Origin of the sequence: Janthinobacterium sp. J1-1, assembly GCF_030944405.1 — a bacterium.
Taxonomy (GTDB): Bacteria; Pseudomonadota; Gammaproteobacteria; order Burkholderiales; family Burkholderiaceae_D; genus Janthinobacterium.
Genome location: NZ_CP132339.1, coordinates 3,152,719 through 3,168,206, shown reverse-complemented (window position 1 = coordinate 3,168,206; position 15,488 = coordinate 3,152,719). Strand labels below are relative to the sequence as shown.

8 protein-coding genes are annotated in these 15,488 nt (G+C 64.2%); all 8 read right to left on the bottom strand.

Translation table 11 applies throughout. The features are described 5' to 3' along the window. Nucleotides 1-88 precede the first annotated feature (88 nt). Nucleotides 89-1,519 carry an efflux transporter outer membrane subunit gene (locus tag Q8L25_RS14365; protein ID WP_308925459.1) on the bottom strand — a complete coding sequence of 477 codons (1,431 nt, stop codon included), beginning with the start codon at nucleotides 1,517-1,519 and terminating at the stop codon, nucleotides 89-91. Further along, nucleotides 1,516-4,752, bottom strand: coding sequence for an efflux RND transporter permease subunit (locus Q8L25_RS14360; RefSeq protein ID WP_308925458.1), 3,237 nt, complete (start codon nucleotides 4,750-4,752; stop codon nucleotides 1,516-1,518). Before Q8L25_RS14360 ends, Q8L25_RS14365 begins: the two co-directional genes overlap by 4 nt. Beyond that, a complete protein-coding gene (locus Q8L25_RS14355) occupies nucleotides 4,749-7,889 on the bottom strand; it encodes an efflux RND transporter permease subunit (RefSeq protein ID WP_308925457.1) in 3,141 nt (1,046 codons plus the stop codon). The genes Q8L25_RS14360 and Q8L25_RS14355 overlap by 4 nt, the downstream gene beginning before the upstream one ends. Next, nucleotides 7,886-9,265, bottom strand: coding sequence for an efflux RND transporter periplasmic adaptor subunit (locus tag Q8L25_RS14350; RefSeq protein ID WP_374694272.1), 1,380 nt, complete (start codon nucleotides 9,263-9,265; stop codon nucleotides 7,886-7,888). The genes Q8L25_RS14355 and Q8L25_RS14350 overlap by 4 nt, the downstream gene beginning before the upstream one ends. Before the next feature lie 571 nt (nucleotides 9,266-9,836). Next, the gene (sppA, locus tag Q8L25_RS14345) at nucleotides 9,837-11,711 is read right to left on the bottom strand and encodes a signal peptide peptidase SppA (protein WP_308925455.1); all 1,875 of its coding nucleotides are present in this window, start codon (nucleotides 11,709-11,711) and stop codon (nucleotides 9,837-9,839) included. Between the two features lie 55 nt (nucleotides 11,712-11,766). After that, nucleotides 11,767-13,245: a sodium:solute symporter gene (locus Q8L25_RS14340; protein WP_308925454.1), complete on the bottom strand. Its 1,479-nt coding sequence runs from the start codon at nucleotides 13,243-13,245 to the stop codon at nucleotides 11,767-11,769. Between the two features lie 141 nt (nucleotides 13,246-13,386). Beyond that, a complete protein-coding gene (locus Q8L25_RS14335) occupies nucleotides 13,387-13,668 on the bottom strand; it encodes a hypothetical protein (RefSeq protein ID WP_308925453.1) in 282 nt (93 codons plus the stop codon). 3 nt (nucleotides 13,669-13,671) lie between these two features. Beyond that, the gene (locus Q8L25_RS14330; RefSeq protein ID WP_308925452.1) at nucleotides 13,672-15,414 is read right to left on the bottom strand and encodes a S8 family serine peptidase; all 1,743 of its coding nucleotides are present in this window, start codon (nucleotides 15,412-15,414) and stop codon (nucleotides 13,672-13,674) included. Between the last annotated feature and the right edge of the window lie 74 nt (nucleotides 15,415-15,488).

The window sequence follows — 15,488 nt, the reverse complement described above, 5'->3', positions numbered from 1 at the left end:
AATTAATAATCTTGCATTCTATCACCCACATTCACTTGGAAAGGTGGCACTGGCGCCACGGCCAGCGGCGCGCCGGTGGCCGCGCCGCCTACTGTGGTGCCTGGGCCTGCCAGCCACCGCCCAGCGCCTGGATCAGCGCCACCGCCGTGGTCTGCCGGTCGGCCTGCGCCTGCACCAGCTGGCGCCGCGCCGACAAGGCCGTGACCTGGGCCGTCACCACGTCGGTGTAGCCGACCTGGCCCGCGTTGTAGCGGTTCAGCATCTGCTGTTCCACTTCATCGGCGGCGCTGGACGCCTGGCGGCGCAAATCGATCTGCTCGGCCAGCGCGCGCGTGGCCGACAACTGGTCTTCGACCGTGCCGAAAGCGGCAAGCACGGTCTGGCGGTAGCGCGCCACGGCGGCTTCATGGCCGGCCTTGGCCGCATCCACGCTGGCGGTGGTGGCACCCGCATTGAACACGGTTTGCGCGGCCGACACGCCCAGCGACCACAGGCTGGACGAGGCGTTGAACAGGTCGCCTACCTTGCTGGCGCCGGAGCCGTACGACCCCGTCAGGTTCAGGCTGGGGTAATACGCGGAACGGGCGATGCCGATCTGCTCGTTGGCCAGCGCCACGCGGCGTTCGGCGGCGGCGATATCGGGCCGGCGCTGCAGCAAGGTCGACGGCACGCCGACGGGCACCTCGGGTACCGTGATGGTCCATGGCGCCACCGCCAGCGTGAAGTCGGACGGCGCGCGGCCCAGCAAAATGGCGATCGCATGTTCGAGCTGGGCCCGCGCGCGCACCTGGCTGGACAGGTCGATCCGCGCATTGGCAAGCTGCGTCTGCGCCTGCAGCAGGTCCGATTTCGCCGCGATGCCGGAACTGAAACGGTTGCGCGTGATGTCGAGCACGCGCTGGTAGCCTTCGAGGGTGGAGGTCAGCAGCGCGATCTGCGCGTCGCTCTGGCGCAGCGAAAAATAATTGGTGGCCAGCTCGCCCTGCGCCGACAGGCGCGCCGCAGCCAGGTCGGCCGCGGATGCCTGCGCGCTGGCGTCGGCGCCGGTCACGCCGGCGCGCAGGCGGCCCCAGATATCGGGTTCCCACGAGGCGCCCAGCGCCGCGCGGTAGTTGTTGCTGGTCTGCTGCTCGCCGCCGCCGCCGGAACGCGTGCCGCTACCGGTCAGGTTCACGGTCGGGAACAGCGAGGCGCGCTGTTCGCGCACCAGCGCGCGCGCCTGCTCGTACGAGGCGATGGCGGCGGCCACGTTCTGGTTCGACACTTCGATGCTGTCGGCCAGCTGGTTCAATTGCGTGTCGCCGAACAGGGTCCACCAGGGACCTCGCTCGAGGGTATCGGCCGGCGCGGCCGGCTGCCAGCCGGCGGCTTCCTTGAACGCCACCGGCGCGGGCGTCGCTGGTACTTCATACACGGGGCTGACGGCGCAGCCGGCCAGCAGCGCGAAGGCGGCCAAAGCCAGCACATGGCGCTGCAGGCGTGCGGGAACGGGGGACGTACGGTGTTTTACTTGACTCATGATTGTGTGCTCGGGTTATCTGGCCCAGGAATGCGGCTCAATTGCTGCTCGTCGGCGCTGCGCGTGCGCAGTTTGTCGAGCAGGATGTAGACCACCGGGGTGGTCAGCAGTGTCAACAACTGGCTGGCAATCAGGCCGCCGATAATGGCGACCCCCAAGGGCTGGCGTAGCTCGGACCCCTCGCCGAAGCCGATCGCCAGCGGCAAGGCGCCCAGGGCCGCCGCCAGCGTCGTCATCAGGATGGGGCGGAAACGCAGCAGGCAAGCCTCGCGCACCGCCTCCAGCGCGCTCAAGCCCCGCGAACGTTCCGCTTCAAGTGCGAAGTCGATGATCAATATAGCATTTTTCTTGACGATGCCGATCAATAAAAACACGCCGATCAGGGCGATGATGGAAAACTCCATGCGGAACATCAGCAGCGCCAGCACCGCGCCGACGCCGGCCGAAGGCAGGGTCGACAGCACCGTGATCGGATGGATCAGGCTTTCGTACAGAATGCCCAGCACGATGTAGATCACCACGATGGCCGCCAGGATCAGGAGCGGCTGCTCCTTGTTGCTGTCCTGGGCGCTCTTGGCCGAACCCTGGAAGCTGCCGCGCACATTGACCGGCATGCCGATTTCCGACTCGGCCTGCGCGACTCCCGCCTGGCCGTCGCTGAGCGTATAGCCGTCGGCCAGGTTGAACGACACGGTGGTGGCCAGTTCACCGCCCTGGTGGTTGATCGAGGTCGCCGTCGAGCTTTCGGCAAAGCTGCTGAACGACGACAGCGGCACCATGGTCGCCAAAGTCGTCGACAGCGCCGTGCCGCTCGACGGATCGCGCGCGGCCGTGGTGTTCGAGGTGGTGGCGGTCACCGCCGACGTGACGGCGGACGTGGTGGTGGTGGTCGCGGCCGCGTTCGAGGCCGGCACATACACCGAGCGCAGCGCTTCCGGGCTTTGCGCATAACGGGGCGCCACCTCCATGATCACGTGGTACTGGTTCAGCTCATCGTAGATGGTCGCCACCTGGCGCTGGCCGAAGCTGTTGTACAGCGCGTTGTCGATGTCGCGCACCTGCACCCCCAGTTCGGTGGCGCGGTCCTTGTCGATGCTGACAAAGGTTTCCACGCCATTTTCCGCCTGGTCGGTATCGACGTCGATCAGGGCCGGCTGCGATTTCATCTGGTCGGCCAGTTTTGCCGCCCATTTTTTCAGGTCGGCCTGGTTGTCGCTGATCAGGGTGTACTGGTAGGTCGAGTTGCTGGAACGCCCGCCCATGCGCAAATCCTGCACCGGATTGAGGAACAGCGAAATGCCGGTCACCTTGGCCAGCTGCGGCCGCAGGCGCGCGATCACGGCCTGCCCCTTGTCGGTGCGCTGGGAAGCGGGCTTCAGGTCGATGAACATGAAGCCGCCCCCTGCCCTGCCGCCACCCGTGAAGCCCACCACCGTGGCCACGGCCGGATCGGCCTTGATGATATCGACCAGCTGGCGCAGCTTGCCCTGCATGGCCTGGAACGAGATGCTCTGGTCGGCGCGCATGCCGCCATTGATCTGGCCCGTGTCCTGCTGCGGGAAAAAGCCCTTGGGCGCGGCCGCGAACAGGTACACGTTCAGGCCGACCACGAAGACCAGGATCGTCATCACCAGCGCGGCGCTGGACAAAGCCCAGTCCAGGCAGTGCTCATAGCCCTTGAGCAGCTTGTCGAAGCCGCGTTCGAACCAGCGCGCGATGGCGCCCGGCTTTTTATGCTGCTCGCCGCTTTTCAGCAGCCAGGCGCACATCATCGGCGTGGTGGTCAGCGAAATGACCAGCGAAATCATCACGGCGGCCGACAGGGTGACGGCAAACTCGCGGAACAGGCGCCCCACCTGGCCGCCCATGAACAGCAGCGGAATGAACACCGCCACCAGCGACAGGCTGATCGACAATACCGTAAAACCCACTTCGCGCGCACCGAGCAGGGCCGCCTTGAAGCGGTCCATGCCGGCCTCGATATGGCGCTGGGTGTTTTCCAGTACCACGATGGCGTCATCGACGACAAAGCCGGTGGCCACCGTCAACGCCATCAGCGACAGGTTGTTCAAGGAAAAACCCAGCATGTACATCACGCCGAAGGTGCCCAGCAGCGACACGATCGTGGCCACCGCCGGGATGATGGTGGCGCGCACGCTGCGCAAAAAGGCGCTGACCACCAACACCACCAGCACGATGGACAGAATCAGGGTGAACTCGATCTCGTGCAGGGACGAGCGGATCGAATTGGTGCTGTCGGAGGCCACCTGCAGCTTGATGTCGCCGGGCAGCTGCGCCTGCAATTGCGGCAGCAGCGCGCGCACGCCGTCGACGGTGGCGATCACGTTGGCGCCGGGCTGGCGCGTGATCAGCACGATCACGGCCGGGTCGCCATTGAACAGGCCCAGGGTATTGTTGTTCTCGACGCCGTCGACCACTTCGGCCACGTCGTCCAGGCGGATGGCGGCGCCGTCGCGCCAGGCCACCACCAGGCTGCGGTAGTCGGCAGCGCTGCGCCCGCCGGAGGCCGTGCTGGCGCCCGAATAAATCTGCAGGCGCCGCTCGTCACCCGAGATCGCGCCTTTCGGGCGGTTCGCGTTGCTGGCCTGGATCGCGGCGCGCACGTCTTCCATCGACACGGCGTACTGGTTCAGCTGGTGCGGCAGCAGTTCCACGCGCACGGCCGGCAGCGAACCGCCGCCCAGTTCCACGTCGCCCACGCCCTTGACCTGCGCCACCTTCTGCTGCACCAGGTTCGAGACGGCATCGTAGATCTGGCCTGGCGTGCGCGTCTTGGAAGTGAGCGCCAGGATGATCACCGGCGCGTCGGACGGATTGGCCTTGCGGTAGGTCGGGTTGCTGCGCAAGGTGGCCGGCAGGTCGACGCGCGAAGCGGCGATCGCCGCCTGCACTTCGCGCGCGGCCGCGTCGATCTTGCGGTTCAGGTCGAATTGCAGGTTGATGCGCGCCGAGCCGGTGCTCGACGACGAGGTCATCTCGTTGACGCCCGAGATCACGCCCAGGCGCCGCTCCAGCGGCGTGGCGACCGACGACGCCATGGTGGAGGGGCTGGCGCCGGGCAGGCTGGCGCTGACCGAAATGGTCGGGTAGTCGACCTGCGGCAGCGGCGAGACGGGCAGCACGAAGAACGCGCCGATGCCCGCCAGCGCGATGCCGATGGTCAGCAGCACCGTGGCGATGGGCCGCTTGACGAAGGGTTCGGACAGATTCACGCCGCGCTCCCCGCCGGCGGATGGCCGCCCGGCTTGTCGAGGCTTACGGTCCCCTTTTCGCCCTCTTTCGGCTTGCCGCCAAAGCGGCGGCCCAGGCGGTCAAAGCCCAGGTAGATCACCGGCGTGGTGAACAAGGTCAGCACCTGGCTGACGATCAGGCCGCCGAAAATGGCCAGGCCCAGCGGACGGCGCAGTTCGGCGCCCTCGCCCCAGCCCAGCATCAGCGGCACGGCCGCGAACAGCGCCGCCAGGGTCGTCATCAGGATAGGCCGGAAGCGCAGCAAGGCCGCCTGGTGGATCGCTTCCTGCGGGCTCTTGCCCTGGTCGCGTTCCGCTTCGATGGCGAAGTCGATCATCATGATGGCGTTCTTCTTGACGATGCCGATCAGCAGGATGATGCCGATAATGCCGATCACGCCCAGGTCCTGGCCGGACAGCATCAGCGCCAGCAGCGCGCCGACGCCGGCCGACGGCAGGGTCGACAAAATCGTCAGCGGGTGGATATAGCTTTCGTACAGCACGCCGAGCACGATATATACGCACACCACGGCCGCCAGGATCAGCCACAACTGGTTCGACAGCGAATTTTCATACGCGCCGGCCGCTCCCAGGAAAGTCATCGTCACGGAAGCGGGCAAGGCGATGTCGTGCGCGGCCTCGCGGATCGCATCGACCGCGCTGCCCAGCGCCACGCCCTTGGTGGTATCGAAACCGAGGGTGGTGGCCGGGTATTGCGCCACGTGCGTGATCTGCAGCGGCGACTGCTTTTCGGTGATGGTGGCAAACGCCGACAAGGGCGTCGACTTGCCGGAACCGGTGCGCACCTGCAGGTCTCCCAGGTCGGCCGGCGTGGTGACGATGCCCGGCTGCGCTTCGAGAATCACGCGGTACTGGTTCGTCTCGGTAAAAATCGTCGAGATGATGCGCTGGCCAAAGGCGTTGTACAGCGCGTCGTCGACGGTGGCGGTGGTGACCGACATGCGCGCCGCGCTGTCGCGGTCGATCGCCACGTTGACGGCCGCACCGGTGGCGCCGGCGTCCGTGGTGACATTGCGCAGCTGCGTTTTTTCACGCATGCGCGCCGCCAATTTTGTGGCCCACTCGGTGACGATGGCCGTGTTGGCGCCTTCGAGCGACACGCGGTACTGCGTCGGGCCCGATTCGGCATCGATGGTCAGGTCCTGCGTCGGCTGCAGATACAGCGTCACGCCGGCCACCTGGGCCACGCGGTTGCGCAGGCGGTCCATGATGTCGTCCTGATGGTCGCTGCGCGAGCGCTTCAGGTTGATCAGCATGCTGCCGGTGTGCAGCATGGTGTTGTTGGCCGCGTCGACGCCGACCAGGGAACTCAAGGTTTCCACGTCCGGGTCTTCCAGGATGGCGCTGGCGGCCGCCTGCTGCAGGCTGGCCATGCGTTCATACGAGACGGCTTGCGAGGTTTCGATGCGCGCCTGCAGCTGGCCCGTGTCCTGGGTCGGGAACAGGCCTTTCGGGATCGTCATGTACAGGATCACCGTCAGGATCAAGGTCGCCAGCGCCACCAGCAAGGTCAATCCCTGGCGCTTCAGCACCCACACCAGCGCATGGTCGTAGCGCACGATCACGCGGTCCAGAAAAGCCTGGATGCGCTGGCCGGTGGCGCCGATCTTTTCGTCGGCGTGGCTTTTCAGCCAGCGCGCCGACATCATCGGCACCAGGGTCAGCGACACCACGGCGGAAATCAGGATGGTAATCGCCAAGGTCATGGCGAACTCGCGGAACAGGCGCCCCACCACGTCGCCCATGAACAGCAGCGGGATCAGCACGGCGATCAGCGAAACCGTCAGCGAAATGATGGTAAAGCCGATCTGCGACGCACCTTTCAGGGCGGCGGCCATCGGCGTTTCGCCCTCTTCGATATAGCGGGCGATATTCTCGATCATGACGATGGCGTCATCGACCACAAAGCCGGTGGCGATCGTCAAGGCCATCAATGACAGGTTGTTCAGGCTGTAGCCGAGCAAATACATCACGCCGCAGGCGCCGATCAGGGAGATCGGCACCGACAGGCTGGCGATCACGGTGGCGCGCAGGCTGTGCAAAAAGGCGAAGATCACCAGCACCACCAGCAGCACGGAAGCGAGCAGTTCCAGCTCCACGTGTTCCACCGAGGCGCGGATGCCCGTCGTGCGGTCGCTCAGCACATCGAGCTTCATGGCCGCCGGCAAGCTCGTTTGCAGCTCGGGCAAGAGCGCCTTGATGGCGTCGACCGTCTTGATCACGTTGGCGCCGGGCTGGCGCTGCACGTTCAGGATAATCGCCGGCTGCTTGCCGGCCCAGGCGCCCAGGCGCGTGTTCTCGGCGCTGTCGACCACCGTGGCGACATCGAGCAGGCGCACCGGCGCGCCGTTTTTATAGGTGATGATCAGGCGCTTGTAGTCTTCGGCCGTCACCAGTTGATCGTTGGCATTGATGGTGAACGAACGCGTGGGGCCGTCGAAACTGCCCTTGGCGCTGTTGACGTTGGCGGCCGCGATCGCGGTGCGCAGGCTGTCCAGGCCCAGGCCATAGGAGGCCAGCAGCTTGGTGTCGCCCTGGATGCGCACGGCAGGCCGCTGGCCGCCCGACAGCGAGACCAGGCCGACGCCATTGACCTGGCTGATCTTCAGCGCCAGGCGCGTGTTGACGATATTTTGCACCTGCGTCAGCGGCATGGTGTCGGACGTGATCGCCAGTGTCAGCACCGGCGCGTCGGCCGGATTGACCTTGGCGTAGACGGGCGGCGCCGGCAGGTCGGTCGGCAGCAGGGAGCCGCCGGCATTGATCGCCGCCTGCACTTCCTGCTCGGCCACGTCCAGGGTCTGGCCCAGGGTGAATTGCAGGGTGATGATGGAGACGCCGGCCGCGCTGGTCGAACTCATGCGCTGCAGGCCGGCCATCTGGCCGAACTGGCGCTCCAGCGGCGCGGTGACGGTCTGGCCCATGACTTCGGGGCTGGCGCCCGGATACAGCGTTTGCACCTGAATGGTCGGGAAATCAACCTGCGGCAAGGCCGCCAGCGGCAGGAACTTGAAGCCCACCATCCCGGCCAGCACGATGGCCAGCATCAGCAGCGCGGTGGCAACCGGCCGCTTGATGAACGGGGTCGATGGACTCATTGCGCCGCACCCTTCGCTGGCGCGGCGGCAGGCGCGGCCGGAGCCGATGCCGCAGGCGCCGACGCGGCCGGTGCGCCGGCCGGCGCGGCACCGTCAGTGTGCTGGCGGCGCTGGCGGTGTTCACCGTTCGCGCCGCGCGCGCCCTGGCCCTGACCAGCAGCGGCAGGCTTGTCGCCGGCCAGGGTGACTTTCGCGCCTTCCTTCAGGCGGTCGGCGCCTTCCGTGATCACCTTCTCGCCCGCTTCCAGGCCGGCGCGGATCTCCACCATATCGGTGGTGGCCTGGCCGCGCGTGACCATGCGTACGGTGACGGTCTTGTCATCTTTCAGCACGTAGACAAAGTCGCCGTTATTACTGTGGCGCAGGGCCGTGACGGGCACCAGCACGGCGCCCGTGATATTGCCCATCTCCAGGCGCACATTGACGAACTGGCTGGGGAACAGCGCCATCTTGTCGTTGGCATAGCGGGCCTTGGCGCGCACGGTGCCGGTCTGCACGTCGACCTGGTTGTCGAGCGCCGTCAGGCTGCCCTTGTCCAGCGTGATGCTGCGCGTGCGGTCCAACGCCAGCGCCGGCAGCGCGACGTTCTGCGCCTGGCGTTCCTGGATGGTCTGCACCTTGTCTTGCGGGATCGAGAACTGCACGTCGATCGGCGACAGCTGGGTAATCACCACCACGCCGCCGGCGTCGCTGGTGCTGACCAGGTTGCCGATATCGACCACCTTCAGGCCGGCCCGGCCGCTGATCGGCGAGACCACCTTGGTGTAGCCGAGGTTCAGGCGCGCCGTGCCTTCGGCGGCGCGGTCGGTCATCACGGTGCCTTCCAGTTGCTTGACCAGCGCGGCCTGCGTGTCGACGTCCTGGCGCGCGATCGAATCCTGGCCCAGCAGGGTCTGGTAGCGCTTCAGGGTCAGGCGCGCGTTTTCCAGCTGCGCTTCATCGCGCTGGCGCTGGCCGGACGCCTGCATCAGCGCCATCTCGAACTGCGCCGGGTCGATCAGCGCCACCACCTGGCCGGCCTTGACCATCGCGCCTTCCTTGAACTTGAGTTCCTTCAGGATGCCCGACACCTGCGGGCGCACCGTCACGGTCGAGGCCGCAGTCACCGTGCCGAGCGCATCGAGCACCACCGGCAGATCGGATTTCACCGCCGTGGCCACGCCCACCGTGGTCGACGGACCGCCGCGGCGCGCACCGCCGGGACCACCAGGGCCGCCAGGACCGCCGGGCCCCATGGCGCCGGCGCCGCCTTGCGCGCTGGCGCCCGAGTGCGTCAGATACCATGCGCCGCCGCCGAGGGCGGCCATCACGGCCAGGGCAATCACGGTACCGACGATCTTGGAGCGGCGGCTGCGCCGTACTGGTGGGGGTGTCATCTGCGAATCCATCGCTTATCCTTTTATGAGCCGCTGGCACGGCGTAGCTGTTGGGCGCCCACCGAGTCGGTTCACTCTGGCAAGGCGCCCGTTTTTCGGGTATTTTTTACAAGATTAACGGGGAATCAAGAGCTGAAAATCAGCTGAAAAAACATCGTTCTCCATCGAGCGAGGACTCTAGCATAGTCATGTAACTGTTTCATTTCTGTCTGAAACAATTGCACATGGAAATAGAGGGTGCGCCGCGACGCCGCGCACGGCGGCATCAGGCTTGCAGGGGGGAGCGCAAGGGCGCCGGTGGCGGGAAGCCAGATACAAACTCGCTACAAATCTCCGGCGGCCTTTACTTGCCTTTACAGCCCCACAATAAAAACAAGCCGGACAAAGCCGGCTTGAGGGGTAAAGCGAATGTCAACATCCAAATCTGTCGCCCTAACTTCGTAGCGTCATCACGGGCTTTTCCGCTTCATGAGCACATCGGCAAACTATGCCAGTGCTCAAGACGCAATCCCAGGCTCTCGGGCCAAGCGGATCCGAAGTTCGCGTCTCCGGCCCGCAGTTCTTAATCAATCTACTTCCCGCCCATCGGATCAGTGCACAAGCAGTGCGTCAAAGCCATAAACGGCTTCTGTTCACGCGTGATGGAAGACAACCAACTGAGGTCACTGGCAATACCAAGCGCCGCTTGTGGCGGCAGGCCGGTGGCGGCCAGGCCCAGTTTCACGTGTTCGCCCAGGCCCAGCGAGGCCATCGCCTTGGCGCCGAACATGCCGATCACGCGGTCGACGGTCGACGTTTCACGCTCGATATACGCCACCCGGTAGTCGGCGCCCAGGTTGGCGCGCTTGGCGGCCGAGGCCAGCGCATCGCGGTAGCTGCCGATGCGGTCGACCAGGTTGCGGTCTTTCGCCTGCAGGCCGGTCCACACGCGGCCCTGCGCCACTTCGTTGATTTTCTCGGGCGTGGTCTTGCGCGCCTTGGCGGCGATGCTGATGAAGTCGCCGTACACATGGTTGATCGAGCCCTGTATCACTTGCGCGAAACGCGGGTCGAGCGGGCGCAGCGGATTACCGGCGTCGGCCAGCCAGGTGGTCGGCGCGCCGGCCGTGTGGATGCCCAGCTTGTCGATGACTTTTTCCGCCGTCGGCAGGATGGCGAACACGCCGATCGAACCGGTGATGGTGGCCGCGTCGGCGATCACTTCATCGGACGAGGTGCTGATCCAGTAGCCGCCCGAGGCGGCCACGTTGCCCATCGACACCACCACCGGCTTGCCGGCGGCGCGCGTCAGTTCCAGTTCGCGGCGGATCAGTTCCGAACCGAAGGCGCTGCCACCGGGCGAATCGATGCGCAGCACCACCGCCTTGATGGCCTTGTCTTCGCGCGCCTGGCGGATCAACCGCGAGGTGGACAGGCCGCCGATAGCACCGGCCGGCGCCACGCCGTCGCCGATTTCACCGGAGGCGATCACCACGCCGACGGCGTCGCCGACCAGCGCCGGATGCAAGCGGGCCAGGTAGTCGCTGTAGCCGACCTGGCGGAAGTTGTTGCCGTCCGCGTCTTTCGCGCCGCGCGTCATCATCAGCTGGCGGATTTCATCGCGCGTTTTCAGGCCGTCGACCAGCTTGGCATTCAGGGAGGCCTTGGCGATATCGCCGCCGGTCGCTTCCAGCAGCTGCGGCAGGTTGTCGATCGCCGCCATGATGGCGCCGGCCGGCAGCTTGCGGGCTTTTTCCACGTCGGTGGTGTAGGTGGTCCACAGGCCGTTGTTCAGGTAACGGTCCGCTTCGGCCGCCGCTTCCGACGGGCCGTTGGCGATAAACGGTTCGGCAAAGCTTTTGTAGGTGCCGACTTTCAGCAGGTTGACCGTGACGCCGACCTTGTCGAGCGCATCGCGGTAGTAATTGCGGTAGCGGCCAAAGCCTTCCAGCAGCACGCCGCCCATCGGGTGCACGAACACCTCGTCGGCTTTCGAGGCCAGCAGGTACTGGCGCTGGTTGTAGCTCGAACCCCAGGCCGTGACCTTCTTGCCGCTGGCGCGGAAGCGCTCGATGCCGGCCGCCACTTCGCGCAGGGAGGCCAGGCCACCACCTTCCAGGTCATCGAGCAGCAACACCATGGCGCCGACATTCTTGTCCTTGGCGGCGGAGTCCAGCACGGCCAGCACATCGCGCAGCTGCACGGTTTTCTTGACGTCGCCGCTGACATTGGCCAGCACCGCTTCGCGCACGCCGCCCGGCGCCTCTTCCACCAGTGGACCTTGCAGGTCCAGCACCAGGGTGGTCTTTTCCTGCAGCGGCTTGGCGCCGCCGCCAAAGATGCCGATCAGGATGGCAATCACGATCAGCAGGAAAATCAGGTTGAACACGGCGCGGCGCGTGGCGTCGAGCGCACGCCAGAAGGCGCCGAAACCGCGGCGCAGCGGAGGAAACGGATTGAGTGACATTGATTGATGCTCCGTAGAGGGTGAGCTGAAAAAATCAATATAACTTAAAACCACATCAATAGTCTTGTTTTGGCAACTGCACCCCACCCTTTTGCGCCGGCGTGGAGATCAAAAACAGCCCGGCCAGCACCAGTCCACCGTTCAATATCAGCAGTTCCAGGCCGATGCGGTAATGCGCGAACAGCAGCGCCTGCTCCTGCTCGACCAGCGCGCACAACAGCGGCCCGGCCACCGCCACCACCGGCACCCAGCGGTCGCGCACGCCGCGCCGGCTGAGCAGGCCAAATGCGAACAGTCCCAGCAGCGGCCCATAGGTATAGCTGGCCAGTTTCAGGATCACGACTATCATGCTGGGGCTGTCCATCCACTTGAACGCCATGATCAGGAGCAGGAACAGCGCGGCAAACCCCAGGTGCACGCGGCGGCGCCAGCGCATCTGCGTGGCAGGATGCAAATCGCTCCTGCGCTGCAGGCCCAGGATATCGATGCAAAAAGTCGAGGTCAGCGCCGTCAGCGCGCCGTCGACGCTGGGGAACAGGGCGGAAATCAGGGCGATGAAAAAGATCAGCTGCACAACCGCCGGGAAATGCCCCAGCACCACGGCCGGAAACAGTTTATCTCCGGTCGCCGTCACGCCCGCCAAAGGCGCATACAAATGCAGCAGGCCACCGAGGAACAAAAACAGCAGCAGCACGCCGGTCAGCACCACCGTCAGGCTCAGCATGTTTTTCTGAGAATCACGCAGGGTGCGCACCGAGATATTCTTCTGCATCATCTCCTGGTCCATGCCCGTCATCGCGATCGTGATGAACATGCCGGCCACGATATGCTTCCACACATAGGCCGGGCTGTCCGGGTCCAGCGTGAACATGCGCGCCAGCCCCTGCGCGCGCATGCGCTCGAGGCTGTCGATCACGGAAAGATCCATCTCGCGCAGCAAAAACACGCTGCAGATCACCAGGCCGGCCAGCATGCAGGCCGTCTGCAAGGTATCGGTCCAGACGATGGTTTTCACGCCACCCTCGTAGGTGTACAGCAGAATCAGCAGCAGCACCACCGAGGCGGTGGCCCAGAACGGCACGCCCAGGCTGTCGAGGATGGTCGTCTGCAGGATATTGACCACCAGATACAGCCTCGCCGTCGCCCCCAGCAGCCGCGACAGGATAAAAAACGCCGCCCCGCTCTGGTAGGAGCGCCGCCCCAGCCGCAGCTCCAGGTAGCGGTAAATCGACGTCAGTTGCAGCCGGTAATACAGCGGCAGCAGAATAAACGTGATGGCCAGGTAGCCCAGCACATAGCCGATCATCAGCTGCACATAGCCAAAACCGTCGCGCCCCACCGCACCCGGCACGCTGATAAACGTCACGCCCGTGAGCGTCGTGCCCACCATGCCGAACGCGACCAGCATCCAGTTGCTGTCCTTGTTACCGATAAAAAAGCTGTCATTGGTGGCATGGCGCGAGGTGCGCCAAGCGACGGCCAGCAGGATCAGGAAATAGGCGAGGACGACGGAAAACAGGATGGCGGGGGACATGAGGGCGCAAGCAAAACGGACAGGGGCGCAAATATACAGGAAAGCCGCGCGCTGGAAGAAATTGCGGCCAAGCCAGTACATGGCGCGGCAATATCACACGCACCGTCCTGCCAGCCATGCCTCCGAGATAAGCTCGGGACGCTAGATGCCGATCTTTCCGTGAACTAAATGAGGTGTCATCTGCTGCACCAGGGACAATTGTGCGACCTTGTCCAGCGTTGCCAACAAGGCCAAGGACTTGGGCGACAAGGTGCCAAACAGCACTCGCCGTCTTGTATCCGCATCATCCAGCCCCATCGCTTGCAGCCGCGTCACTTCCTCAGGCGTCAGTTGGGAACGTAAGCGCACGGAAACATTGACCTCCTGATCGCGCTGCTGAACCAACCGCGAGTTCAGAGCGGCATCAAACTTTGCAATGTTCATGATTTACACCTTGACTAGGCCATAGCCCCACTTTATATCATGCGTCCCGGAGTCGGCATGCGGCACGCACGAATTTTTTTTAAGCCACTCTTTTGCCACGCTCGGTGTTGCTTTTGGATGGCTTTCCAAAAACAAGGCCAGCAACCCGGTCACCACCGGTGCCGCCATGCTGGTGCCCGCCATCATTCTATAGTTTCCTGCAACAAGATCGTTGGGGTCTACCGATGAGTCAGATGAGGAGCAGGAAGCAATCATCGCTCCTGGCGCGGTGACGTCAGGTTTCAACCTGCCACCGCGCAGCGGTCCGGGGCTGCTGAATTCAGACACCGAATGCAGCGCCAATCCGACCGACACGGATGCTCCGGACAGGTCATTCCATTGATTGCGACTGGTGTAGGAAGCAACGGTCACCGCTTCATGCGCCGCTCCCGGCGCGCCGATCAAGGTATCACGGACCGGCGCCATGAATTCCGCCGCACCAGGCCCCTCCGGATCGAGCACCAGCCATACATCAACAGCGCTCGCCTTGCCCGATTTCAGCCGTACTTCCAGCACCCATGTTCCTTCCTGGATCGCATCAGCATCGCCAAAGATTTCCATCAAAAACTGCCTGTCACCATTGGGCGCCAGTGCGTCCGGCGTGGAAATGACGACCTTGTCATTTCCAAGATAGTAAGATTTTGCGGCTGGGTCCTTGCCGATCAATCCTTGCCATGACGTTTTTTTGCCAGTGGGACTGTGCAACCTTGTTTCACACCTGGCCGCACCGCCATACCAGCCATTCAGTATCAATGGCGGCGCCCCCGCAGGAGACGTGCCGGGTTTCACTGCCAGCTCAAACCGTGTCGGCGGCCCTGCCCCGACCTCTTTACGGGCATGTATCGGCGCGCGGCCCTCATTGCCGGCAGACGCAACCACCAGGCGCCCCTCCCTGCATTCGTCGCTGATGCCGATACTGGTGTCGTCCTCGCCATCATGGCTGCCAAAGTGTCCACCCAGACTCAGGTTGACCACGCAGGCACGGCCGAGTTTTTCTGCCTCGCTGAATATCCAGCGCACCCCTTCCACGACGGCGCTGGTCTGGAAGTTGGTCTTGACGATCAGGTAGCACGTCTCTGGCGCGATGCCGCCGTAGATTGATCCGGCACCGCCTGCGATGCCGGCGACATGCGTGCCATGTCCATGCACGTCTTTGCTGGCCGCCATGGCCTCACCGGTCAGTATCGTTCCAAGCTTGCTGAAGCCTGTTCCTGGTCCCGGCCCCGCGATTTCCTGATCCCATATCTTCAACACCCGCCCCGCAAAGGCTTCATGGCTGATATCCATGCCGGTATCGACGATGCCAATAATGACGCCTTTTCCTGACACCTTGTACTTGTCTGCAAATTGCGGCACACCGATCAATGGCGATGCAATGTCCATCAGTGGCCACAGACGCTTGGGTGCCGATACCCGCGTTACCCGCTCATCAGCGATAAAGTCCGACAGGCTCGCGGACGGCACAATTGCCGTCATTACCTCGCCCCTGCCTTTTGCCAACGGTATGCTGGCAATCGATGTTGCTTCGGTCGTGCTGCAGCGGACAAAGACGTGATAACTCAATACAGAAACGCCACTTTTTTTGCCTGCCGCTGGCCCCAACCGCGCTCTCAAGGCAGAGCTCGGTTCACCGGACGCCACCAGGGCGGCCATGCTTGCCGACATCTTGCAGTTGCCGCCAAAGGCAGCATTGTTTTTATATGCCATTGCTGTCAGTCAAACCAAAACATCAACAGTAATTTGACCGCCAGGACCCGATAAAGTTTCAAAAATCCAAACAA